The organism is Alteromonas sp. S015 (assembly GCF_036864485.1).
In the GTDB taxonomy this organism is placed as follows: domain Bacteria; phylum Pseudomonadota; class Gammaproteobacteria; order Enterobacterales; family Alteromonadaceae; genus Alteromonas.
Window position 1 is genome coordinate 143,258 of sequence record NZ_JAZETO010000003.1, and the last position, 24,698, is coordinate 167,955.

Consider the following 24,698-nt stretch of genomic DNA (forward strand, 5'->3'; position numbering starts at 1 on the left):
TTATTTGTTTTTAGGTGTATATACTTACAGGAACTGTATGAACAGACAGGTCTTTTATGCGCCCACTCACAGCTCGACAAACTGAAGTTTTAGAACTTATCAAAACAACCATGCAAGAAACGGGAATGCCGCCTACTCGCGCAGAAATTGCGCGTCAGCTTGGTTTTCGCTCTGCCAATGCTGCAGAAGAACATTTGAAAGCATTGGCGCGTAAAGGCGTAATTGAAATTTTGCCGGGTACCTCACGGGGTATTAAACTGAATATCCCCCTTGATAACGACATTCCAGAAGAAGAAGGTCTGCCGTTAATTGGACGTGTAGCAGCGGGTGAGCCAATTTTGGCACAGGAGCACGTAGAGTCGCACTATAAGGTTGACCCTGCTCTGTTCCAACCTCAAGCTGACTTCTTGCTGCGTGTTAACGGCATGAGTATGAAAGATATTGGTATTTTAGATGGTGATCTTCTTGCTGTGCATCGGACCACAGATGTGCACAATGGCCAAGTCGTTGTGGCGCGCGTGGACGAAGACGTTACGGTAAAGCGTTTAGAGAAACGCGGTCGCGAAGTATTACTTCATGCCGAAAACGAAGAATTTGCACCTATAAGGGTTGACCTTGCCAACGAGCCTTTTGCTATTGAAGGTATAGCAGTCGGTGTTATAAGAAACGCAGACTGGATGTAAGGTTTTAGCTACTTCAACGAAAAGCGGCACACTAGCCGCTTTTTTTATGCCTTTTGTTCCTATATTTCTGTCGGTTTTATTAAGTTAGGGTCGCTTATTGAGTTTTCTAACCTTGAAACACAGAATAAACACTACGTGACATATCAAGGTTATTCTGGCTGTGAATGAACGACTGTATACGCATTTATTATTTTAAGGTTTGTTTGAAAATAATTATTGCTAGCGTGTTAGTCGTTGATTTTACATTCAAATGAGTGCGCGTAATTCCTAGCGTGTTGTTCAAAATGTGCGTTTGATTTTACCCATTCCCAACATGTGTCTCACTCCACATCTATTCAAAACGTAACGTATGGCTGCCATATGAAATGATTAAAAATTGAACGCTTCGTTAAATTTTTAACAGAAAAGACTAGACGGCACGGCATTATTGCGCAATTCTTATACAAAGATTAACAAAATAATAACAATGACCCTAAATTTGTTTTACAAGTTGAAGTGGTGGGTCAATCGTTCGCAAACCATTTGGTAGGACATCGCGCAAACTTATCAGCGTTTTGGCCTAGCCATTACGGAGGTGCTGAGTGAAACAATTAACGACCGTCTTCGCAAAATGGTGTTTGAGTATACCATTTTTGCTAATTTCTCCTTTGCTTTTCGCGCAAGAAGCCAGTGAAGAAGCTTCTTCACTTAACTTAAGACGCGGTGCTACTGACATCAGTGGGCAGGTTTACGATCTTCATATGCTGATGTTCTTTATATGCGTTGGCATCGCCGTTGTAGTATTTGGGGTTATGTTCGCCTCAATGTATTTGCACAGAAAGTCTCGCGGCGCGAAGCCAGCCAATTTTCACGAGAACGTGAAAGTAGAAATTGCTTGGACCGTTATTCCTTTTCTTATCCTTATCTTTATGGCTGTGCCAGCAGCGAACACCCTTATCGCGATGGAAGATACGTCTGAGCCTGACATGACTGTGTTAGTCACGGGCTCTCAGTGGAAATGGCACTATAAGTATATGGATAGCGACGTAGAGTTTTATTCTTTGCTCGCCACTCAACGCGAGCAAATTGAGAACAAATTCCAAAAAACAGACAACTACTTACTGGAAGTTGACCGCCCATTAGTCATTCCTACAGGTAAAAAAGTACGTTTTCTTATTACCTCTGACGACGTTATCCACTCTTGGTGGGTTCCTGACTTTGCCGTGAAAAAAGATGCGAACCCCGGTTTTATTAACGAGTCTTGGGCCAAGGTGAATGAACCTGGTATTTATCGCGGGCAGTGCGCAGAGCTTTGTGGCAAAGACCATGGCTATATGCCAGTTGTGGTGATTGCCAAAGAGCCCGCTGAGTTTGACAAGTGGATGGGCGAACAAGAAGAAATTGTTCGTAAAGCAAAAGAAGAAGAGCAGCGTCTGCTTTCTATGAATATGTCTATGGATGAACTCATGAAAGTTGGCGAGCGTGTTTACAACACAACGTGTGCAGCGTGCCATATGCCTAATGGCGAAGGTCTACCTGGCGTATTCCCAGCCCTAAAAGGTAGCAAAATGGCATTGGAAGACCAGCAAGGCCACATTGATATTGTACTTCACGGTAAGGCGGGTACGGCAATGCAGGCGTTTAGCAAAATGCTTAGTCTTAAAGAAATTGCTGCGGTTGTCACTTACGAGCGCAACGCCTGGGGCAACAACACTGGCGATATGGTTCAAGCGAAAGATGTCAACGCAGTGGCAAACGGAAATTAGGAGCAGACAATGAGCAAAGCAACTGAAGTTATATCGACAGATACCTCTGCGCCTCACCGTGCTCAAGTACATGGCGGTCACGTGCATGATGATCATGAACACCACGACCATATTCCTAAAGGCATAACGCGCTGGTTGTTTACCACTAACCATAAAGACATAGGCACACTGTATCTGTGGTTTGCTTTCATAATGTTTTTGGTTGGCGGTGCAATGGCCATGGTGATCCGGGCGGAACTATTCCAACCTGGCTTACAGATAGTAGATCCAAACTTCTTTAACCAAATGACCACAGTACACGGGCTTATCATGGTATTTGGCGCAGTAATGCCCGCCTTTACTGGGCTTGCGAACTGGCTAATTCCAATGATGATTGGCGCGCCCGACATGGCGTTGCCGCGCATGAACAACTGGAGCTTCTGGATTTTACCCGGCGCTTTTTTGATTCTGCTTAGCTCGCTCTTTATGGAAGGTGGCGGCCCAGCTTTCGGTTGGACTTTCTACGCGCCACTTTCAACAACCTATAGCGGCGATTCGACTGCATTATTCGTATTCTCCGTTCACATAATGGGTATTTCATCCATCATGGGGGCAATCAACGTAATTGTGACCATCTTTAACATGCGTGCGCCAGGCATGACCTGGATGAAAATGCCACTGTTTGTTTGGACGTGGCTTATCACAGCATTTTTACTTATTGCTGTTATGCCGGTGCTCGCGGGTGCGGTCACCATGGTGTTAACCGACAAGTTCTTTGGTACAAGCTTTTTTGATGCTGCTGGTGGCGGCGATCCTGTTATGTTCCAGCATATTTTCTGGTTCTTCGGTCACCCTGAAGTATACATTATGATCTTGCCCGCTTTTGGCATTATCTCGCAAATTGTACCTACCTTTTCTAGAAAACAACTTTTTGGTTACGCGTCTATGGTTTACGCTACGGCGTCGATTGCGCTGCTCTCTTTTGTCGTGTGGGCTCACCACATGTTCACTACGGGCATGCCGGTGTACATGGAAATGTTTTTCATGTTTGCCACCATGCTTATCTCGGTGCCGACTGGGGTAAAAGTGTTTAACTGGGTAGCGACCATGTGGCGCGGTTCACTAAGCTTTGAAATGCCAATGATGTTCGCTATTGCCTTCATTGTACTGTTCACTATTGGTGGGTTGTCGGGGCTAATGTTGGCGATCACCCCTGTAGACTTCCAATATCACGATACGTATTTCGTTGTAGCGCATTTCCACTATGTTCTGGTAACAGGCGCAGTCTTTTCTATTATGGCGGCCGTGTATTACTGGCTGCCTAAATGGACAGGAAAAATGTACGACACAACCCTAGCGAAATGGCATTTCTGGTGCTCCTTAGTGTCGGTTAATGTTTTGTTTTTCCCCATGCACTTTGTTGGTTTGGCTGGTATGCCGCGCCGTATTCCTGACTACGCGTTGCAGTTCGCTGATTTCAATAAGTGGATAAGCCTAGGTGGGTTTGCATTCGGTTTATCTCAGCTCATCTTTCTTGCCTTGCTTATTAAAGCGTGCAAAAAGCAAGGTGAGCCGGTATCAGCACAAGTTTGGGATGGCGCAGAAGGATTGGAATGGGAAATTCCATCACCCGCCCCTTATCACACGTTTGAAACGCCACCTGTCGTTAAATAACGGTAAGTGGAGTTGTGGATAGATCAGTCCTGTCAATCGGCAGAAACCGGTGGGAATGACATTCACACGTTGCAGGTGGTGAGGGATATAAGCGGCTAAACAAGTGTTTACCAACCTTCATCTTTGGATTTACCCGGAGGTCACGTGATGTCACAGCAAAGCGCAAACAACAAGATGGTTATTAAACTTGTTGCTATTGTCATTGGCATGTTTGGCTTCGGCTTTGCCCTTGTTCCCTTGTACGACGTATTTTGCGACGTTACAGGGATTAACGGAAAAACCGAAGGCACGGCAGCGGTTTACCAATCCGTTGAGATTGATGAGTCGCGCGAAGTGACGGTTGAGTTTATTACTCGCACAAATACCGGTATGCCCTGGGAGTTTCGGGCTGAAACGAAGCGCGTGAAAGTACACCCAGGCGAACTCAATACGGTCTCTTTTTATGTGCGAAACCCTGCATCAAGCAATATCGTCGCACAGGCCATTCCCTCTGTATCTCCCGGAACGGCAGCACTCTACCTGAACAAGACTGAATGCTTTTGCTTTAATCAGCAGCCATTGGATGCCGGTAGTGAAGCCTACATGCCCATGCAGTTTTACGTCGACCCTCAGCTACCTGAAGAAATTACGTTTTTTACCTTGCAGTACACACTCTATGACGTCACAGCGCGAGCTAGTGACCTAACGACAACACCGAATCCCTTTATGGCCTCAACACCATCAGCTGGCGAATAGGCCGAAGGGGTAAGGAGAAGAAAATGCAACCCGAAGTACAGAATCACGAATACCAAAAATATTATGTACCCGCACAAAGTCCATGGCCTATTGTTGGGGCTGTAGCACTTTTTCTTATCGCCGTTGGTGCAGGCAATTTTGTAGTGCAAGCAACCAAAGGTGAATCCGGCTACGGAGGTCATATCCTTTTAGCAGGTATAGCGGTGTTGCTGGTGATGCTTGTAGGCTGGTTTAAAAACCAGATAGATGAGTCTATGGCCGGGCTTTATAGCGATCAGCTGGGACGTTCATATCGCCAAGGTATGAGCTGGTTTATCTTTTCAGAGGTAATGTTTTTCGCCGCGTTTTTCGGTGCGCTGTACTACGCAAGATTTATTTCCGTTCCATGGCTTGGCGGTGCATCGAACAACGCTATGACCAATGAAGTCTTGTGGCCGACCTTTGAAGCTATGTGGCCGCTGGTGTCAACGCCAGGGGGGATTACCACACAAGAAATGAGTGCCGCGGGTTTGCCCACAATCAATACGGTTATCTTGCTTATTTCATCTATTACGCTGCATTTCGCCCATGTGGGATTAGAGCAAAATAAGCGCAAGCAATTAACCCTTATGCTGGGTATCACTATTTTACTTGGGTGTGGATTCCTATTTTTACAGGTAGAAGAGTACATCCACGCTTATCGCGACCTTGGACTAACGCTCCAGTCGGGTATTTACGGCAACACCTTCTTTATGCTGACGGGGTTTCACGGCATGCATGTGACCCTTGGCACCATCATTTTGATTGTGCTGTTTTTCAGAGTATTGAAAGGACATTTCACGCCTGAAAACCATTTCGCGTTTCAGGCGGGAAGCTGGTATTGGCACTTTGTGGATGTAGTGTGGGTCATGCTCTACATTTTTGTTTACGTGCTTTAAGGGTAGCCCCAAACTCAATAAGGCCTTGGGTTTGGGGTAATTAAGCCAGTACCAATAGCGATAAGAATAATAATAACAATGACGGCAGAAGTGAGCACACGTCGACCAATGTACTTACTCATAGGACCCTTAGACGTGTCGTTTTTCATCATTATTCGCATTGCCATGAACAGATTAACAATCATGTACAGCACTAAAACCACAAGGACTATTTTTATCAACATACTCACCTCTGTTTTTATTCTAATTTTGCATGGTGCGGAATAATCATGTTTTCTCGCACTCGCCACGTTATTCCTTGGTTACTCACAGGTTTTAGTGTGGCGATTATGTGCGGTTTAGGGTACTGGCAACTTGATCGCATGGTCCAAAAGCAACAACGCTTAGCTAGCATAGCGCAAAAGCAAAACAATGGAACCTTGAGTTTAGAAGCGGCGCTGTCTCATGATGATCCTCGGGATATTAACGTGTCGTTCAGTGGTTCGTTAGATGCTAATCACGTATTGCTCTTGGACAACCAGATTTACAAGCAACGTGTGGGTTTTGACGTGATTGCGCCTGTATATACAAATTCGGGTTGGCTCTTAGTTAACTTCGGCTGGGTACCGGCGCCAGACTTGACGCGCACCTTGCCCGATATACGTTTTGTCGGCGAAATGCGCGAGTTTACCGGTGTTATTAGCGTCCCGGGTCACAACCCCTTAGTGAAAGAAACCAACATGGCTTTGTCGCAAAGCCCCGCGCTTGTACAACACATAGAATTCCCTGCACTAAGCAGCGCCTTAGAGCGCAAGCTTTTACCCTTTATTCTTCACCTTACCACGCCTGACCCTGCGTTTATTCGCGAACATCAGGCCGTTGTGATGTCTCCCGAAAAGCACCTTGGTTACGCAGTTCAATGGTTTGGTCTAGCCATTGCCGCTGCGGCCATTGGCGGCTTTGCTATTAGTAAGAAAGGACGTAGTTATGAGTAATGCTGCTTCGAAAAAAACATTAATTATTATGGTAGCCGTGTTTGTTTTGCCTGTTGTATTGGCAAAGCTTGCACTAGACAACAACTGGTTTACCAAAGGCGCGACTAATAAAGGTCAATTGCTCACGCCGACCATTGACATGAGTGCACTTTTAGAAAGCGCGGAACCAAAATGGCGTTTATTGTATGTGATGCCAAGTGAATGTGACGCAGTATGCGAGAACGCGCTTTTTAGCATTAACCAAGTATGGCTTGCGCTTGGTAAAGAAACAGCCCGTGCCCAAGCCGTAGTTGTTACGACAGCTTCAAGCGACCAAACTGCGATAGCCGCACTAGAAGACTACCCTTTTGTCGAAACCTTACCCGTTACTTCACCAACCGCGCTTGCCTCTAGCAGTGTTTATATTGTTGATACTCAAAATAACGCCATGCTCTTTTACGACATTAAAGACGATAGAAAAGACGCCGTGATGGAAAGTCGCAACATGCTGGCAGATATGAGAAAGCTCTTAAAGCTATCGCGTATAGGATAACGACCATGAAAAAATTAACCCTATTCAGTATTTTTCTGGCGGCGGTCGTTATTATTCTCGGTGCCTATACGCGTTTGACCGACGCTGGGCTAGGATGCCCCGACTGGCCCGGATGCTACGGTAACTTAACTGTGCCTTTAAGTGAGGAAAAGGTAGCACAAGCTAACGCTGCCTTTCCTGAACGTCCAGTTGAAGCATTTAAAGCGTGGAATGAAATGATTCACCGCTATTTCGCGGGAACGCTGGGTTTATGCGTGCTGGCTATTGCCATCGTTGCAGTTAGACAGCGCGAGAAAGGTACACCGCTTAAGTTACCGTTATTACTGTTAGGGCTCATTATTTTCCAGGCAGCTCTTGGTATGTGGACCGTTACACTCAATCTGCTTCCCGTTGTTGTTATGGGGCATTTGCTGGGCGGCTTCTCCGTGATCTCCTGCCTGTTTATTCTCTACCTACGTTTGCGCTACACCGCAGGCGATGCACCGAAAACTAAACAAGCGCCTATGGCGTCAGTTATTCGTGATCAGGGCATTACCGGTTTACCTCAAGCTAAGGTATTTCAGCGAAACCTAAGATTTTTCGCTTTTATTGGGCTTGGTGTGCTTGTTACACAGATTGCACTTGGCGGGTGGACTTCCGCTAATTATGCTGCGCTGGCCTGTACGGAAATGCCGGTTTGTGAAAGTGGTTGGCAAGAACGAATCGATGTTGCAGGCGCATTCAGTGTGCCTGACGCAGACAACTATGAATTTGGTGCTCACGATTACGGCGAACGAGTTACCATGCACATAGTACATAGGTTCGGCGCGGTCATCACGTTTTTGTACTTACTAGCACTAGGTATAAGTGTGTTGGTAAGCCGCCACACCACAAGTAAACAGAAATATGTGGGTGCGTTTATGTTGGTAGCATTGTGCACGCAAGTGGCATTAGGGCTTAGCAACATTATCTTTATGCTGCCACTTACAGTCGCTGTAATGCATAACGCGGTAGCCGCTGTGTTACTTCTTTCCCTACTCAATCTCATTTTTACTGTATTTCTAGCACTAGAAAACGACAACGCTATCGGTATAGAAAAACGAAATACAGTTTCATTCTCAGGTTCTAAACCACTGCAGGGGGCAGGTGCATTCAGCATCCACGAAGCGCCTTTGCACGACCATTTTAACGCGTCAACGTCTTCTCATATTCTCCCTAAAGCTCCAGGAGGTTTCCATGGCTAAATCGGTCTCTTTACATGCGCGTACTTCACGTCAGCACAATGTAGTCACGTGGCGAGATTACTATGAAATGACTAAGCCTAATGTCGTCATGTTGTTGCTGTTAACTGCGTTAGTAGGAATGTGTTTAGCTACGCCTACGTGGGTAAACGCAACCGTTCTTATTTGTGGCTTATTGGGTATTGGTATGTTGTCTGCGTCTGCCGCCGTTATTAATCACGTTGTCGACCATAAAATAGATAGTGTGATGGCACGCACATTTAATCGACCCGTTGCAAAAGGCAAGGTCAGCGTGAACAACGCGCTGTGGTTTGCTGGCATATTAGGGCTTGTTGGGTTTGTAGTACTTGCCCTTTTTGTGAATATGCTTACTGCATGGTTAACACTAGCTAGCTTGGTGGGATATGCGTTTATCTACACCATGTATCTAAAACGTGCGACACCGCAAAATATCGTGATTGGTGGTTTAGCAGGGGCTGCACCGCCGCTTTTGGGGTGGACAGCGGTAACTGGGGACATTCATGCTCATGCTCTGTTGTTAGTGCTGATTATCTTTACGTGGACGCCACCCCATTTTTGGGCGCTTGCTATTCATAGGGAAAAAGATTACGCCAAAGCGAAAGTGCCTATGCTGCCAGTAACCCATGGCGTGACATTTACCAAAACGTCAGTGTTGCTGTATACGGTGTTGCTGGGACTGGTGTGTTTGCTTCCCTATCTTACTGGCATGAGCGATCTTATTTATCTGATTGGTTCAAGCGTGCTTAATATCGGGTTTTTATATTATGCATTGAAGTTAAAATTTGATGCAGAGCCTCAAACTGCAATGAAAACTTTTAGGTTTTCAATTATTCATCTCATGGTATTGTTTGTTGTATTACTCTTAGATCACTATATACCACTGAGTTTATGAATCAACGAACTGTCGTCGGCCTTGTTGCATTTTTAGCATTATGCGCGGGCATTGTAGGGGCGTTGTATATTGCGCCCCCTAGTGTTGAAAGCCAGCCTGAATACTTTCAGTCTTACCCTGAACCGAGAGCCATATCACCGTTTTCGCTGACATCTCACAAGGGTGAAGTGTTCGATAATTCGTCGCTTGAAGGGCAGTGGAGCCTGATATTTGTGGGCTACACGTTTTGCCCCGATATCTGCCCGACGACTATGGCTGAACTGAACGGTATATATCCTGAACTAACAGCATTAAATAGTGTCCAACCTATTCGAGTTGTGTTTGTGTCCGTTGACCCAAATCGCGATTCAACGGAAAGACTTTCAGAGTATGTGAGCTATTTTAATGAGGAGTTTATTGCCGTTACCGGAGAGCACAAGGCACTTTTCCCGTTTGTGCGTAATTTAGGGATGATGTATGCCATTGCAGAAAGTACCGATAACCCCAACTATTTAGTTGATCACAGTGCATCTGTCGTACTTGTCGACCCTGAAGCTAGGGTGATAGGAAGATTCAAACCAAAAAGAGAGCCAGGAAAGCTATCGATAAGTGATTCCCAGCAAATATTGGCAGATATGCCAGTAATAATCTCGAAGCAGTAATATGGAAATTAAAATAAGGCAAGGTGTGGCATCTGATGCTGCGCAAGCTGCACCGTTAATATTAAATGCGGCGCAATCATTGTTAACGTCTATTTTTGGACACAATAAAAATAAAACGGCCGAAGGCTACCTTTATCATGCTTGGGGTTTGGGCGACGGTCAATATGGAGCCAACAACCATTGGGTGGCTAGTTCCGGTAATGAAGTACTTGGCGTCGTAACCTCTTGGCACAGCAAACTAGGTGCAGCGTTTGATAGAGCAACCCTGGACAGTATTACCTCGTACTTTACCCTCGACGAAGCGATAACGGTGCTCATGCGTAATCAGACGGTGGCTATAAATCTTACACCACCCACCAGTATTGAGCTTATGGTTGGACATCTTTCAGTTAAAGAAAGCGCCCGACGTGCTGGAGCAGGCTCAAAGTTGATCAATGCCATGCAGTCGCGAGCGGAAAAGCTCAAGAAACGTAAACTTGTGCTTGATGTTGAAGTGTCGAACGTGCCGGCTATTCGTTTCTATCAACATCATGACTTTGTGGAAGAGTCAATCAATAAAGACTTTATTCGCTTTGTGCGGCCAGTTTAGGTAAACGTTTTCTTATATAAGAGCAACTCCAGTAATTTGTGCGCTTACTTTGCCTAAGAACTGTCTTTTCAGCGTGTTTTAATCGGGGTAATTTCCGTCTTCATCCGCCACAAAAAAGGGCGTTGAGTACCAATAATAACGCCCTACTTGGGTTTTGGATGGGGCGGTACAATTTACCCGTGAGCGCCCTACCGGAAGGGTTTCATTAAGGGTAAAGGTAAGCACATTTTCTTTGGTGCCAGTCTCGATGGAGTCGCCGCCGAAAAAACAGTTCACTTGTGAAAGACGAACATCGTCACTGTCTATCGTTAAACTAATTGGCGATGACAGGTTTCGCGCTGTCATACGAGGGTCTTTATGTGAACTTTGCGTCACTGGCATGGCAAGGCTATTTAGCTTGGTTTTTAACGTCGCCAAATTGGCGTAAGGGCCTGCCGCAGGGAAACGCGGAAGCGCTTGCATGTCGCTAGTTGGGCCCACAGCCCCGGAATGCTGGCCAAATCCAATGTAACCTTCAGCTTTTAGCTTATTAGTGAGCGCGGTATTGTATTCCCCAAACGGATACGCTAAATATTTAAGGCTGATTCCCAGCTTTTCTTCAATCTTCTTTTCAGCACTTTCTACGTTCTGCCAAACTTTCTCCAGCCATGCGCGCTCGCCCTTGGTTTGCTCATCGTTTAGCATGTGCAGATGGTCTAGCGTGTGATTGGCAAAAACGACGCCATTGTTATGCATAGCGATGACTTGCTCCCATGTTAGCTGCTTAGGACCTACGCCAATTTCATCAGGGTTGATAAACACCGTATACGGGAAACCTAGATCAGCCAGTATTGGGTGAGCATTGTCTAAAATGTTTGCGTAGCCATCGTCAAACGTTATCGCAACCGCATTTTCTGGTAAGGTTGTGTTGTATTTTATTGCTTCCACAATGTCCTGAAGCGAGACAACAGTGTGGTGTGCGTCCAAGTATTCCATATGCGATTTAAAGACTTCAGGCGAAATACTGGTACTGGCTGGTGTTGAAGACGACACATGGTGATAAAGCAATATGGCGGCGTTAGGCGTGGAGCTCACACTAGAGTCGATGTTACTACCACTTTGTTCCTTTTTAGTGGAAGTCGCATCAGCAACAGGGTTTGCATCTAAGCTTGAAGCAATGCTAGGCGAGACCAATAAAACATTGAACATTCCCGCAAGCATTGAAGATAAGACCTTCAAACGCGTGCGACTCGTCGTTCTATTTTGAATTACATTGTTGGTTTTCATATCATCATCCACTGAGTGCCTAATCAAATTCAATAGCATGGTAAACTCCAAATAACGCGACTTGGCTAATCTTATATTTGGTCGCGCAGGTACGCTTTTACTTATGCAGTTGCCTAGGTTGATAGTATATAGCGAAATAACCCCCTACTGAGATCATTTATGTCCCCTGCCCAACTAACTCAGCGCTCCTTTTTAGACGACCATTCCCGTCTGTTGGCGTTAGCGCTTCCCATGATCTTAGCGAATATTACTACGCCTTTATTAGGTTTGGTGGATACCGCGGTTTTGGGACACATGTCGTTACCAGCCATGCTTGCAGGGGCTTCGGTGGGCGCTCTTATCTTAACGCAAATATACTGGGTGTGCGGGTTTCTTCGCATGTCATCAACAGGCTTGAGTGCACAAGCTAAAGGCTCACCGAACAATACCTTAGCGTCAGCAAAAGTGCTGTGGCAGACGGTGGCAGTTGCCTTGGTCTTGGGAGGTTCGGTACTTGCTCTCCAATGTCCTATCTTGTCTATAGGCTTAGCGTTAACTCAGCCAAACAGTGAAGTTGCCCTGCATCTTCAACACTATTTTTCGACGCGGGTATGGGGCGCACCAGCTGCCATGCTTAACCTGGCATTGGTTGGATGGTTAGTAGGGCAGCAAAAAACGCGCAGCGTCATGGCTATTCAAATTGTGGGAAATTTATTGAATGCGGGACTCGATGTAGTGTTTGTTTTCGGGCTTGGTTTGTCTGTGGCTGGCGTGGCACTGGCCAGTGTTATCGCTGAATATACTATGGCTATAATGGCGCTAGTGGTGGCGTTTAAGCGCGTTGGCGGTGTCGCGGTGAGTACATCATGGTTTAACCGAGCAGCTCGGAAGGTACTGATGAAGCTTAACGGTGACATGCTATTACGTAACTTAGCACTACAGGGCTGCTTAGCCTTTCTCACCATTCAAGGTGCCCGTTACGGCGAAACGTCGGCGGCCGTCAATGCTATACTCATGCAGTTCTTTGTGCTGATTGCTCTGGGCCTAGATGGTATTGCTTACGGTGTTGAAGCGTTGGTCGGCGAAGCGAAAGGCGCATCTGACAGCAATGAAATTAAACGACGTACGTACCAAGGGCTAGTATGGTCAAGTATTTTTGCCCTAATTTATAGCTTGATATTTTTCACTGGCGGTGAAGCCATTATTGCGCTGCTCACCGAACATGATGACATTGTAAAAGCAGCGTTATCCTACCTTGGTTTAATGGTATTACTACCTCTATTAGCGCACTGGTGTTTTTTATACGACGGCGTATTTGTGGGCCTCACTCGAGCAAGCGCCATGAGAAACACCATGATAATAAGTGCGTCAAGTGTGTATTTCCCCGTTTGGTACCTTACGCAAGACCAAGGTAACGTCAGCCTGTGGTATGCCCTACTCGCTTTTTTACTCGCTCGAGGCGTGACATTGGCTTGGTGCTTTCATCGATTAAATAAACGCGGTGAACTAGCCGAATCGCAAAGCTAGTGCTTTTAGAGCATATCGTTGACCTTATTTAGGGGAGGACGTGCTGAGCACGCTGTTTCTCTCAGTCTTCCTGATGCATTATTCCGCTTTATTTTTGCTTAGTTTTTTTTGCACAATGATAATAGTGTGGAGCTCGGGGTACTGATCAAATTCAACGTGGCGAATAAATCCGCCTGCTTCCATCAATATTTCCAAATATCGATGTAGCCCCAGCGAGGCGTAGTAGACTTCTGGGCCCATCACTTCGTTTGTGTGTTGACCGCTCTCACCTGTACCTCCGCAACTAAAAAGCAACACGCCGTCATCGTCTAAGTGATTCACTAGCTTTTTAAGCAACGGCGCTTGCTGAGTTAGGGGAATATGCCAAAAGCTATCCCAAGCGCTAATAAACGAGTACTGTCTAGGTAATGTGAATGTACACACGTCGGCGCAATAGAAGGTGTGGGCGGGTAATTGGGTTGTCGCAATGGCGAGCATTTCTTTAGATACATCAATGCCTTCGTAAGTTAGCCCTGCGCTTTCGATAATAGGAACAAAACGGTTTGTGCATCCGCAGCCTATGTCTAGTGCGTAACCTCGTTTATTTGGTCCATCTTTAAGCGCTTCGATAGGCAATGCATCGGGCTCTTGTGATAGGGTGTCCTGTAAAAATGACAGTGCTTTTTGATAGGCGGTTATGCCATTTTTCTGATTAAATTCAGGGCGAGTCCAACGGTGTGTAATGGTGTCGTAAGCCTTACCCGTTTCTTCAGGCGTCATAATCCCTCTGTTAGCTGAGCTTATACTGGTTCAAGATTACTTCATCTAGCAACAATGTATAGTGCAAAGAAGAGAACAGGTGAAACCCGTTTAGGATATTGAGCGGCCAGACAGTAACGCCTTTATTTTTTCGCTTGGTTAGGGCTTATAGGTAGACTTAAATTGGTATTAATTAAAGCGCTAAGGGCCAAATAGACAGCTAGAAGCGAATAGCCTGCAAAAAGAGCGTAGGCACTTGAGCAGGCCAAATATCAGCTATTTTCTAACAATGTGCGTGGCACAGAGTTTGTTACCGGCGGGGTCTCGCAGATAAGCAAGATACAATTGGCGTTCGCCATTGCCTCGAATACCCGGTGGGTCCTCGCACGGCACGCCCCCATTTTCGCTTCCTACTTTATGCCACTCATCTACCAGTTCTGTTGTGCGGGCAGCAAGGCCTAGTGTGGTGCCATTACCATGTGTGGCAGCCTCACCATTTATTGGTTTTGTTAGCGCTAAAATGCCTTTGGGCGTGTAGTAAAATACGCGTCCGTATTCATCAAAAACGCCTGGCTCGTATCCTAATACTCCTAAAATCGCATCGTAAAATTTCTTTGATGCTTCTAAGTCGTTCGCGCCTAACATTACGTGGCTAAACATAGTCGTGTCCTCTGAAAATAGTAGGGCCAATTCCCTTTTATCCAAGTTAGGTTATCGGTGTTTTGCTATTTACCCGTTGCTAATACTTTAGGGAGCTAAAGCAAAATCCACCGCTGCTGAAGCATGGATAGCGGTAGTATCGTATAACCTAATTTTGGTGTGCTGTTGCTGCACTAATAACGCAATTTCTGTGCAGCCTAAGATAATGCCTTCAGCGCCTTCGACCGCCAGCGCGTTAATTATTTCAATATACGCGTTACGAGATTCAACACAAATCACACCCTTGCATAATTGTTCATAAATAATGTTATGGACTGTGTCTCGTTGTTGGGCATTCGGCGTGACAACCTCAATACCGAAAACCTCCTCAATACGTGATGTATAAAAGGTTTGCTCCATGGTGAAACGGGTGCCTAGTAGTCCAACTTTCTTAACTGAATTTTGCTGTAGCAAACGACCCGTGGCATCGGCAATGTGAATAAGGGGGATAGTAATATTTTGTTCTATCTTAGCCGCTACTTTGTGCATGGTATTGGTACAAATTAATATGGCTTTTGCACCCGCCGTTTCTAAGTGCTTCGCCTCACGGATCAGTATGTCGGCAGTTTTATCCCACTCGCCTTTGTGTTGAAGCTGCTCTATATGGGCAAAGTCAACGCTGCTTATCATTAGCGGCGCGCTGTGAAGGCCGCCAAGCCGTGCATTAACGTCACGGTTTATTGCTTGGTAATAACTTACCGTTGATTCCCAACTCATGCCGCCGAGCAAGCCTAGCTTTTTTATAGCACTTTCCACAGTTCACCTTTTTTACGTACTTAGTATAACCTCCAATCTACCTACAAAATGTATTCAAAACTAGCCGCAGGGTCAATGAGATAGAAGACACAAGAAACCCAAATGTAACGGCGTTATATTTGGTTGAGTGTAAATAAAAAGTTCGGAATATTTAATCTTTGAAGGAGAAAAGTTGCTGAGATAAAGGGGGAAACTGGATTGCTACAATTTAGGCGGTGGCTTTTTATTTTTTATAAACGAGAAGCGCTGAACGAAAATGCCGAAGTAACCCAACATGGCAATAGCAAAGCCGATAAATAAAATGAGGAGGCTTAGATAATGAAGCGTGACATGGAGTTCGCTTAAGGTAAACAATAGCAAGACGCCAGCAACGAAAATGGATAAGCCTATTTTGAATCGTCGCCAGCTTTTGTGAATATCTTGCTTTAGCATAAAGAAGTATCGATTTACGTACTTAAGAGAGTACAGTATTGCTCTTAATAGTAAGAGTGCTCTCCTGCTTGGTGTTCAGTTGCATCGCGCACGCCTTTAAGCTCGCCAGCGAATTGCTCCACCATCTGTTTCTCTATACCTTCTTTAAGCGTGACATCTACCATCGAGCAACCATTACAACCGCCGCCGAACTGCAGAATAGCGTAACCGTCGTCAGTCAGCTCTGTCAGTACAACATTGCCACCGTGGCTCGCTAGTTGAGGGTTAATTTCCGACTCTATCATGTAGTTGATCCGTTCAATCAATGGTGCGTCGTCAGACACTTTACGCGCTTTAGCGTTAGGGGCTTTAAGGGTTAATTGCGAGCCCATTTGATCGGTAACGTAATCAATTTCCGCTTCCTCTAAATAAGGCGCGCTCTCTTCATCAATGACCGCATCAAAACCAGTAAATGGTAAACGGGTGTCCGTTTCTTCAACCGCGTCAGGTGGGCAATAGGACACGCCACACTCAGCCGACGAAGTGCCTGGATTTACGACGAATACACGAATATTCGTGCCAGACTCTTGTTTACTCAACAGTTTTACGAAGTGAGCCTGGGCTTCTTCTGATATAGTTATCATCAGCAAGTCCTACATATTTTGAAATTTGGATTATTGTATCAAATTTACCTGAGTAAAACAGTCAGGTATTAATTAAATAAATTATTCCAGTGAATCGAATTTGTTGAGAAATGCGCACGGCGCCATCAAACTCAACTATAACAACAAGACGGGAAACGCTATGTTTGCGAAATTGCATTACTCCGCCAAAAAGAATCCATTCTCACTCGTTTCATTAATAACCCTTGGTACTATCGCCTTCGGGGCAACAGCAAGTCATCAAGCATTAGCACAACCCACCTCCGCTTCAACTGTTACTATTGCGCCTGATGTAGGCGGGCAGCCGGTAACCGCATACTTACCTGACACGGTATCCTATAACTCAGCTATTCCCACGCCTGAATCAGTGCTTGGCGCCAACATTGGTGAGTGGCATGTACGTCACGACCAAGTAGTCAATTACATGAAGCTACTTGCCGAGAAGTCCGACCGTATCACCATTGAAGAAACCGGCCGTACTCACGAAAATCGCCCGCTTCTGTTAATGACAATCACTGCGCCTTCAAATAGAAATAATATTGAGGCTTGGAGGCAGCAACACATTGATGCTATGGAAACCGGTAAGAAAGTAGGAAGCGATGCCCCCCTCGTCTTTTACATGGGCTACAGCATTCACGGTAACGAACCTTCCGGTACCAACGCTTCCCTTGCATTGGCTTACTATTTAGCCGCCGCTGAAGGTGAAGAAATTAATGCCTTGTTGAACAGTAATATTGTGCTGTTTGACCCGTCTTTCAACCCCGACGGGCTATCCCGTTTCGCTCAGTGGGCAAATTTGCACAAAGGAAAGCAGCTGGTTTCAGACAGTCGGCATCGCGAACACGACGAGGGGTGGCCGTCTGGCCGTACAAACCATTACTGGTTCGATTTAAATAGAGACTGGCTGTTGCTAGCGCACCCAGAGTCACAGGCGCGTATTAAGCAGTTTCACAAATGGCGACCTCACATACTGACCGATTTTCATGAAATGGGAACAGACAGTACTTATTTTTTCCAGCCTGGCGTGCGCTCGCGGAAAAATCCATTAACGCCAGATGAGAACGTCACATTAACCGAAGCGCTTGCGAAATATCATGCTGCTGCGTTTGATGAGCAAGGGGAATTGTACTTTACCCAAGAGGCGTTTGACGACTTCTACGCAGGGAAAGGGTCTACCTACCCAGACTTACACGGCAGTGTGGGTATTCTTTTTGAGCAAGCCAGTTCACGGGGGCACCTTCAAGACTCTATTAATGGCAAGCTTGCTTTTAAAGATACTATAGCAAACCAAATTACCACGTCTCTCAGTACCTTTAGAGGCGCATTGGCAAATAAGGCCGCTATCCTTGACTACCAATCGGGATTTGTGAAGAGCACGCAATCTTTAGCTAAAGATGATGCACAAGCTGGGTTCGTAGTGAGTGCATCGAATGATACAGCGCGTTTCAATGCCTTTGTTGCATTGCTTGAACAGCACCATATTGAATACGACGTGTTAATGAAAGATTTCGAGGCAAGCAAAATTCGCTATGGCGCTGGTAAGGCGATTTATATTCCTTCGAATCAACCTCAATACCGTTTAGTAAAGTCAATTTTCTCTACGCAAACATCATTTGAAAACAACACATTTTACGATGTATCAACGTGGAATTTGGCTTTGGCTTTTAACTTAGATTACGCACCTTTAGATAAAGGCGACGCGCGGAACCTAAAACTTAGTGGTAACACCTCACTTGCACAAACAACGCTTAATGACATTCACCCAGAGGCTTACGCGTATGCGTTTTCATGGCAACATTATTATGCACCCGCCATGCTGCAAACACTATTGGAAGCCGGTGTAAAGGTAAGAAGTAGTGAAGAAGCGTTTTCAGCTACTAAATACGATGGCAAAAACGTTGAGCTTCAGCCTGGAAGCATTGTTGTTCCGAAAGGCTTGGGTCAGCCTGAAAACTTGGCGACCATTTTACGCGATGCTCAACAGCAACTTCAGGTACCTGTGTTTAGCTTGCGTAGTGGATTAACGCCAACGGGGCACGACCTAGGTAGTCGAAGCATGGCCCCCGTTACCCTGCCGCAAGTGTTGATTGTGGGAGGCGAAGGTACTAGCGAGTACGAAGTCGGGGAAATGTGGCATTACTTCGATACAAAGGTAGGGTTGCCTGCCAGTATTGTTGAACAGCAACATCTAATAAGGGCGATTAATGATCCGACTATCGATTACACACACCTTCTGTTTCCTAGTGGTCGCTATAGTTTTACGGAAAGCGACAGAGCAAAAATTGAAGACTGGGTGAAAGCCGGTGGCGTGATCGTGGGCCAGAAATCCGCACTGCGTTACTTTGCTAAGCATAAATGGATAGATGTTGAAATAACGAGTAAAGAAAGCATTGATAACGCGTTCGATGAAAGCAATCTTAGCTACAAAGATGGCGCATCGTTATACGCCAGAAAGCTGGTAGCAGGCGCTGTGTTTGAAGCCAATATCGACAAGACTCATCCATTATTCTACGGCTATGACGACGACTCCCTGCCCATGTTTAAAACCTACAATATGATCGTGGAGGCGAGCAGCTCACCTTTTATTACGCCAGCACGCTATACCGATGAGCCGCTTATGGCAGGTTTTAGCGACAAAGCAATGGTAGCGCTAATTGCTGAATCAACTGCTGTGACCACGCGAAAAATGGGCCGTGGCGTTGTTATTGGCTTTACCGACAACACGCAGTTCAGAGGGTATTGGTACGGCACGAACAAGATGCTTGCCAATGCGATCTACCAGTCGCACCTTATTCGCTAAATAAGCGTGAAGGGCGCGGCGAATGTCGTGCCCTTCAGTATCATCCCTTCTAAGCCCTAGGTTTTCTGATACAGGCTACTATTCGGCGGCGGAGTAAACGTCGCTACCCACACTTGAATGCGTAATTTTGGATAGCGCTCTTTTAGCCTTTTACTCAATGTATTTACGGTCACACCGGTGGTGAGCACGTCATCGACAACGGCAACGGTGAAGTTGTTGCCATCTTTATTACTTTGCGCTGCTGTTATTTCGTCATCAATACATCGCGTCGATAGTTTAAATACACGGTTTGCGTTTTCGGCTCTCGCCATTTTGGATAAGTGATGCTGGACACTAAAGCCTTGTCGCTTGGCCCACGACTGGTTAATGGGTATACCTAGCTCGTTGCTTATGCTTTCGCACAGAAGCGTAGCTTGGTTGTAGTGCCGCGTTGCAAGTCGCCATGCACTAATTGGAATTGGAAGCAGTACGTTGGGCACGGATAATGTGCACTGTCGCCTTTTATGGACAAACCAGTTACTTAATACTTTTCCTGCGGTGAGGGAGTGCGTAAACTTTAGCTGGTGAACCAACGATGACATTGGCCACGTGTGAAGTCCCAAAACGCTTAGTGTGTCGTAATGGCTATGCTTGACGTGGCCTGCCACAGGGCCGTATTGGAGTAGATTGCTTCCGTGTAATGTATCATCGAAAAAAAATATGTCATCTTCACACCAGTGACATACTGGCGTAGGACTTGCCTGATAACATAGCAAGCATGAAAGGTTCATAGTGTTGATTCCATCAACTTCCTTGAATTGTCGAGTGTCGACCTGTTTTCATTATTCCGTGTTGCTTTAAAAACACGTGACTGCCTAAGGAGGTGTAAATGGAAAGTTTGCATACAAATGGCGAGCTTGTCACCCGTACTCAAGGTACAGGCGTAGATGTGGTATTTCTTCATGGATGGGGTATGAACAGCGGAGCGTTCACTTCCTTTATGCCATACCTTAGCGATAATTTTCGTGTTACCACCATTGATCTTCCTGGATTTGGAGAAAATGCGACATTTGTCCCGTCACCGTACAATACGGAAACATTGGCACAATCTATTGTCAGTCAATTGCCTGATAAGTGCGTGTTGGTAGGGTGGTCACTAGGCGGACTAGTCGCGCAAAAAATAGCGCTGCTCGCACCAGAGAAACTTATGGGACTGGTAACTATAGCTTCAACACCTCGCTTTATAGCCGGGCCTTGTTGGCCAGGAATTGCTGCCGATTTACTTTCAATGTTTGAAACTCAGCTTGAAAAGAATTATCAAAAAACACTGGAGCGTTTTTTGGCAATTCAAGCTATGGGCAGCGAAACAGCAAAGCAGGACATCAAGGCGATTAGAGAGCAAGTGACTCAGTTTCCTGACCCTGCAGAGGAAGCGCTCAAGAAAGGTTTACGTATATTATCTTCCGAAGACATGCGTCAAGAGGTGGGGCATATTACTACGCCAACATTGCGATTATACGGTAGGTTAGACAGTTTAGTTCCCACCAGCGGAATAGATAGGATTTGTGAGCTGCACCCGCAAGCTGATACTGTTGTTCTGCCCCATGCCTCGCACGCGCCGTTTATCTCACACCCTCAGCAAACCGCTGACATTTTATTTCGTTTTGCCGCTAGCGTTTATCAGCAAAAAGCGTCTTAATTCGGCGCTTATTATTAACCTTAACAATAGGGACGTCGCTGGTTTGAAGCTTTTTGTCTGTAAAAGTTAAATAAAAACCTCCTGCTTACAAGAAGTTAACGGCAGGGGGCAATACATGTCTTTTCATTTATGCAAAAGTGATTAATAATTAAGCATGAGAGATTAGGGGTGGTGTATGACAAGTATTGATGGTTTAGGTGCAGGCTCTGCATTTGCAGCAGCTCAATATGGTTTACAAACTGCAAGTGATGGTGTTGCGCAGGCAGCATCAAACATCGCCCAGCGAACGGCTGAAGATGCGATGGCGCCCGCTCAACCAATTGAGGCCAATGCATACACTGCTAATACTTCGTCTGATTTATCTTCTGCCACCACGCGTCTAACCGACGATTTAATCGCACTTAATGTGAACGAGCGCAACGCCCAAGCCTCAGCCAAAGTGTTAGGCGTTGCTGACGAGATGCTCGGCACTATTATTGACGTACTGGCGTAGGTGGAACAGTTACGGTGAACATTGTTACACCAATCCTCAACGCCATAGCTTATCCCACGGCGAATATAAATACTGAATCTGCACGCAGAGATAACGCGCAGCGGGAAACTATTCCTCAAGCCTCAGATTCTCAGCAAGGGGCTTCTCAGAAAGGTTTAGGTTCTGACGCTGAAAAGGCGAAAAGTCCTGGACAGCCGCCTTCACCGGTTACCTATGAACGCCCTCAGGTGCAAACTGATCCTCAAGCCGGTTTCCAAGATGTATCTGGGCAAGATAAAGACAATGCGCAGGATGAAAGTGCAGGGAAAGAGGACGCGCAAGATAGGCAACAAGAGCAACAACAAAGACAAGATGCTGCTGAAATTGAACAATTAAAAGCCCGAGATCAGGAAGTGAGGGTTCACGAACAGGCGCATGCATCAACGGGTGGTCAATACGCCGGTGCGCCGCAATATGAATACACCACAGGGCCTGATAATAAACGCTATGTCACTGATGGCGAGGTGTCCATTGATGTTTCAGAAGAAAGAACGCCTGAAGCGACGCTGAAAAAGATGGAGCAGGTGCGCGCAGCCGCTCTTGCACCAGCTGAACCTTCATCGCAAGACTTAAAAGTGGCCGCTGAGGCAACGCAAAAAGCCACGGAGGCCCGAAGCGAGGTTGTTAAAAGTCAAACCGAAACTGTTTCGACAGAGTCTACCTCAACTCAAGGCAGTGTTAATGATACTGCCGACCCACAAGAAGGTGGCACTGTTGCGGGCACGGGTGTAAACCCACAATCTGTAACAAGAGTAGACATAGCCACAAATTCAGTAGCGGATATGGTATTAGATACGCAGCCTTCATTTGAAGACGCGCCTTCAGCGCAAGGCCTCAAGGCGAGCGAATCTGAATTTATGCAGGCACGAATGGGCCGCATTCAAAATACTTATTTGCAAGCTTACACACCATCTAGAGAAGGCTTATCGCTTCAAGCTTAATATTTAAAGCAGCCTTAATTTTGATATCCAAGCTGATTTAATTTGAACCTGTCATAGCTGTTAGACTTCGCTTTTATTCAGACCACAGCGTTTGCTCATCATCATGCTCTTTTACTCGCGTACAAGGGGCACATCGACGCTATTTTTCATCGATTTAGCCCACCTAGAGAATGGGCTAAATTGCGAGAGAAAACTCATACTTACCTAGAGGCTTTTGAAAGCCACTAGACACTAGTAATTTAAAATTGCTTTTGTAAACGGGTATTTAGGTAAACCGCCCGTTATGCCTGAAAGTACAGAGTTCATGGTGTGCACATCATTATCGAAGCCACCGTGAGAAGTGGCTGCGGTGACATCCCCCTCTTTGCCCTCACTGTATTTAAACGTCACATTGGAAAGCGGCTGATTAAACAATTCCATGCCTAATAAGGGCGTTTCTGGCTTAGATTCAAATGCGTTTGATACCAAATAAAGCAGCGATTTTTGATAAATGCGCGCCACATGATCATCTTTTTCCAATGCTTCAGACAAGTTATAAATTGTGGTCAACTCAATCTTTTTCGCCTCTATTAGCTTTAAGAGTTCTTCGTTAAATAAAGCGTAGCTAATGGCTGGTGCCAACAAGTGTAGGCTCTTAACTTTTATTTTTTCATCAATTTTAGACAGCCTGGATAGACTATGCGCATGAAATATAGAGCCTGCCGAATGGCCCACGACGTGCAGTTCAATATTTGAATTGTCATTCAAATACGCGGCTAATCGCGTTAAAAAGTACGTACCATCGGACGTGGTACGGGTAAAAGGTGTACAGGCATCTGATTTCATTTCACGCCACAATGCGCCGCCTACTTTACGTGTCGCCCATTCCAGAATACGGTCAGTATAGTCGGTGAAGGCCCCAACTTTGGCGCTAATTTCCTCACTTTTGAAGCCCAAAATGTCCTTCAGCTCTTCTAGCATGCCTGTGTCATACATGAAATGAATGGGGTAAACGTCGTTCTTCAAAAACGTGTCTTTCATGGCGGCAATGCGTTTAGCCGAAGCTTTTATACTATTTAAGCCTCCGTGTGCATACAGCATTACATGACGATGGTTACTTTCTGAAAGCTTCTCAATAATGGTATCTACGTGGTTTTTGTTGCTCCAATATTTACTTCTCGTATCAAACCGCCCATCATCAAAATGAACAAAGTGGTCTTGAATACTCACACGTGGCGTGGAGCGAGAAAATAACCCCTGTGCAATAGAGCGGGTTGCCTGATGGTAAGTTCCTGTACCTGAAATAGGAAGCGCAAGCTGAACAACCCATGCATCCATAACGTTTAGCGCCCAGTCATCGTAGCGCCAAAGTGCCAGCCCTGACTTTTTCCAATCCACGCCCCAAGAATTTTGGATCCAAAAGCCTTCGTCGTTGTAGCCAACAATAGCAAATGCATGACCGCCCATAGGCTCAGGCCTTAGGTCTATTTCATCGCCTTCACGGTCTTTCCAGCCTTCGTGAATTCTCGCAGACACAAAAATAACGCCCACTTCATTAAGCGCAGCGTGAAAATCGCTGATTTCCCGTTCAATGCGATAATAAGCCCCCAATCGGTGATTGCTGGCATTATTTGCAATGGCTAGGGTCATTTCAAATTCATTGCTGCGCTTTATATCTTCAGTTAGTGAGTAGTTACATACTCCGCTGTTATACCAGCCCTTAATTGCACCGCGGCAACTTGAGCCTTCATAAGCTTCACCTAACCACTCATCATGACGTTTGGCCATAGCATAAAGCATCCACGGACTGACGGTATGTTTTCGGCCCTGCTGACGGTAAATGAAATTAATGGTAGCGGCCAGTGCGAAGCCCGTACAGGCACCATCTTTCCCTTGATCTAGGATAACCAAGTTGCCCGGTGGATCGATAAAAGGCTTAAGTGGAGTGAGATTGGGTTGGTAATAACGATCCCGAAGGTCGGGATAGTCGGCGCTGACATTCAGCATATTCTTTGAAACCGGTAAGTTCATAACATCACCCTCTGATTAGGGCAGATGAACTTTGCTGTACAAGCAGGTAAAACGCTCGTACATCAAAGGTCGATAGCCCTTTGCTCATTATGGTTGT

At 45.8% G+C, this 24,698-nt stretch carries 24 protein-coding genes; 16 read left to right on the forward strand and 8 right to left on the reverse strand.

Annotated features, from left to right (window positions below):
* Positions 1 to 56: 56 nt before the first annotated feature.
* From lexA to V7R42_RS07085, 5 genes are all read left to right on the forward strand, one after another.
* Complete coding sequence (gene lexA, locus V7R42_RS07065) at positions 57 to 683, forward strand: transcriptional repressor LexA (RefSeq protein WP_334019502.1); 627 nt, start codon at positions 57 to 59, stop codon at positions 681 to 683.
* A gap of 581 nt (positions 684 to 1,264) precedes the next feature.
* Entirely contained in the window at positions 1,265 to 2,428 is a 1,164-nt protein-coding gene (gene coxB, locus V7R42_RS07070) for a cytochrome c oxidase subunit II (RefSeq protein WP_334019503.1), read from the forward strand.
* 9 nt (positions 2,429 to 2,437) lie between these two features.
* A complete protein-coding gene (ctaD, locus tag V7R42_RS07075) occupies positions 2,438 to 4,081 on the forward strand; it encodes a cytochrome c oxidase subunit I (protein ID WP_334019504.1) in 1,644 nt (547 codons plus the stop codon).
* A 147-nt stretch (positions 4,082 to 4,228) separates the two neighbouring features.
* Entirely contained in the window at positions 4,229 to 4,816 is a 588-nt protein-coding gene (locus V7R42_RS07080) for a cytochrome c oxidase assembly protein (protein WP_334019780.1), read from the forward strand.
* A 23-nt stretch (positions 4,817 to 4,839) separates the two neighbouring features.
* Positions 4,840 to 5,733, forward strand: a complete 894-nt coding sequence (locus V7R42_RS07085; protein WP_334019505.1) for a cytochrome c oxidase subunit 3 — start codon at positions 4,840 to 4,842, stop codon at positions 5,731 to 5,733.
* 14 nt (positions 5,734 to 5,747) lie between these two features.
* Here the strand turns inward: V7R42_RS07085 and V7R42_RS07090 are convergent, their stop codons facing one another.
* On the reverse strand, positions 5,748 to 5,957 hold the full coding sequence (locus V7R42_RS07090; protein ID WP_334019506.1) for a DUF2909 domain-containing protein: 210 nt from the start codon (positions 5,955 to 5,957) through the stop codon (positions 5,748 to 5,750).
* Positions 5,958 to 6,002: 45 nt separating this feature from the next.
* On the opposite strand from V7R42_RS07090, the gene V7R42_RS07095 reads away from it, so the two are divergent.
* The 6 genes from V7R42_RS07095 to V7R42_RS07120 are packed head-to-tail and all read left to right on the forward strand — an operon-like array spanning position 6,003 to position 10,602.
* The gene (locus V7R42_RS07095; protein WP_334019507.1) at positions 6,003 to 6,707 is read left to right on the forward strand and encodes an SURF1 family protein; all 705 of its coding nucleotides are present in this window, start codon (positions 6,003 to 6,005) and stop codon (positions 6,705 to 6,707) included.
* Positions 6,700 to 7,239 (forward strand): hypothetical protein, encoded by a 540-nt coding sequence (locus V7R42_RS07100; protein ID WP_334019508.1) that lies wholly within the window; start codon positions 6,700 to 6,702, stop codon positions 7,237 to 7,239. Before V7R42_RS07095 ends, V7R42_RS07100 begins: the two co-directional genes overlap by 8 nt.
* Before the next feature lie 5 nt (positions 7,240 to 7,244).
* Positions 7,245 to 8,462 (forward strand): COX15/CtaA family protein, encoded by a 1,218-nt coding sequence (locus V7R42_RS07105; RefSeq protein ID WP_334019509.1) that lies wholly within the window; start codon positions 7,245 to 7,247, stop codon positions 8,460 to 8,462.
* The gene (gene cyoE / locus V7R42_RS07110) at positions 8,455 to 9,372 is read left to right on the forward strand and encodes a heme o synthase (RefSeq protein ID WP_334019510.1); all 918 of its coding nucleotides are present in this window, start codon (positions 8,455 to 8,457) and stop codon (positions 9,370 to 9,372) included. The genes V7R42_RS07105 and cyoE overlap by 8 nt, the downstream gene beginning before the upstream one ends.
* Positions 9,369 to 10,013: an SCO family protein gene (locus V7R42_RS07115; protein ID WP_334019511.1), complete on the forward strand. Its 645-nt coding sequence runs from the start codon at positions 9,369 to 9,371 to the stop codon at positions 10,011 to 10,013. The genes cyoE and V7R42_RS07115 overlap by 4 nt, the downstream gene beginning before the upstream one ends.
* 1 nt (position 10,014) lies before the next feature.
* The gene (locus tag V7R42_RS07120; RefSeq protein ID WP_334019512.1) at positions 10,015 to 10,602 is read left to right on the forward strand and encodes a GNAT family N-acetyltransferase; all 588 of its coding nucleotides are present in this window, start codon (positions 10,015 to 10,017) and stop codon (positions 10,600 to 10,602) included.
* A 78-nt stretch (positions 10,603 to 10,680) separates the two neighbouring features.
* On the opposite strand, the gene V7R42_RS07125 is transcribed toward V7R42_RS07120, so the two are convergent.
* Positions 10,681 to 11,907, reverse strand: a complete 1,227-nt coding sequence (locus tag V7R42_RS07125) for a polysaccharide deacetylase family protein (protein WP_334019513.1) — start codon at positions 11,905 to 11,907, stop codon at positions 10,681 to 10,683.
* A gap of 120 nt (positions 11,908 to 12,027) precedes the next feature.
* Between V7R42_RS07125 and V7R42_RS07130 the strand changes: the two genes are divergently transcribed.
* Positions 12,028 to 13,374 carry an MATE family efflux transporter gene (locus V7R42_RS07130; RefSeq protein WP_334019514.1) on the forward strand — a complete coding sequence of 449 codons (1,347 nt, stop codon included), beginning with the start codon at positions 12,028 to 12,030 and terminating at the stop codon, positions 13,372 to 13,374.
* Positions 13,375 to 13,452: 78 nt separating this feature from the next.
* Here the strand turns inward: V7R42_RS07130 and V7R42_RS07135 are convergent, their stop codons facing one another.
* From V7R42_RS07135 to nfuA, 4 genes are all read right to left on the reverse strand, one after another.
* Positions 13,453 to 14,133: a class I SAM-dependent methyltransferase gene (locus V7R42_RS07135; RefSeq protein ID WP_334019515.1), complete on the reverse strand. Its 681-nt coding sequence runs from the start codon at positions 14,131 to 14,133 to the stop codon at positions 13,453 to 13,455.
* A 255-nt stretch (positions 14,134 to 14,388) separates the two neighbouring features.
* Positions 14,389 to 14,772, reverse strand: a complete 384-nt coding sequence (locus V7R42_RS07140; RefSeq protein ID WP_334019516.1) for a VOC family protein — start codon at positions 14,770 to 14,772, stop codon at positions 14,389 to 14,391.
* An 87-nt stretch (positions 14,773 to 14,859) separates the two neighbouring features.
* Entirely contained in the window at positions 14,860 to 15,555 is a 696-nt protein-coding gene (locus tag V7R42_RS07145) for an aspartate/glutamate racemase family protein (RefSeq protein WP_334019781.1), read from the reverse strand.
* Positions 15,556 to 16,043: 488 nt separating this feature from the next.
* Positions 16,044 to 16,622 carry a Fe-S biogenesis protein NfuA gene (nfuA, locus tag V7R42_RS07150; protein WP_334019517.1) on the reverse strand — a complete coding sequence of 193 codons (579 nt, stop codon included), beginning with the start codon at positions 16,620 to 16,622 and terminating at the stop codon, positions 16,044 to 16,046.
* Between the two features lie 160 nt (positions 16,623 to 16,782).
* Between nfuA and V7R42_RS07155 the strand changes: the two genes are divergently transcribed.
* Positions 16,783 to 19,440: a M14 family zinc carboxypeptidase gene (locus V7R42_RS07155; RefSeq protein ID WP_334019518.1), complete on the forward strand. Its 2,658-nt coding sequence runs from the start codon at positions 16,783 to 16,785 to the stop codon at positions 19,438 to 19,440.
* A 56-nt stretch (positions 19,441 to 19,496) separates the two neighbouring features.
* Here the strand turns inward: V7R42_RS07155 and V7R42_RS07160 are convergent, their stop codons facing one another.
* Entirely contained in the window at positions 19,497 to 20,210 is a 714-nt protein-coding gene (locus V7R42_RS07160; RefSeq protein ID WP_334019519.1) for a ComF family protein, read from the reverse strand.
* A gap of 98 nt (positions 20,211 to 20,308) precedes the next feature.
* Here V7R42_RS07160 and bioH point away from each other — a divergent pair, with 98 nt between their 5' ends.
* The 3 genes from bioH to V7R42_RS07175 all read left to right on the forward strand — a co-directional run bounded on the left by bioH (position 20,309) and on the right by V7R42_RS07175 (position 22,591).
* Positions 20,309 to 21,118 (forward strand): pimeloyl-ACP methyl ester esterase BioH, encoded by an 810-nt coding sequence (bioH, locus tag V7R42_RS07165; RefSeq protein WP_334019520.1) that lies wholly within the window; start codon positions 20,309 to 20,311, stop codon positions 21,116 to 21,118.
* Positions 21,119 to 21,293: 175 nt separating this feature from the next.
* Positions 21,294 to 21,611, forward strand: coding sequence for a hypothetical protein (locus tag V7R42_RS07170; protein WP_334019521.1), 318 nt, complete (start codon positions 21,294 to 21,296; stop codon positions 21,609 to 21,611).
* A 14-nt stretch (positions 21,612 to 21,625) separates the two neighbouring features.
* Positions 21,626 to 22,591 (forward strand): putative metalloprotease CJM1_0395 family protein, encoded by a 966-nt coding sequence (locus V7R42_RS07175; protein WP_334019522.1) that lies wholly within the window; start codon positions 21,626 to 21,628, stop codon positions 22,589 to 22,591.
* 231 nt (positions 22,592 to 22,822) lie between these two features.
* Here the strand turns inward: V7R42_RS07175 and V7R42_RS07180 are convergent, their stop codons facing one another.
* On the reverse strand, positions 22,823 to 24,601 hold the full coding sequence (locus V7R42_RS07180) for a C1 family peptidase (RefSeq protein ID WP_334019523.1): 1,779 nt from the start codon (positions 24,599 to 24,601) through the stop codon (positions 22,823 to 22,825).
* Positions 24,602 to 24,698 lie beyond the last annotated feature (97 nt).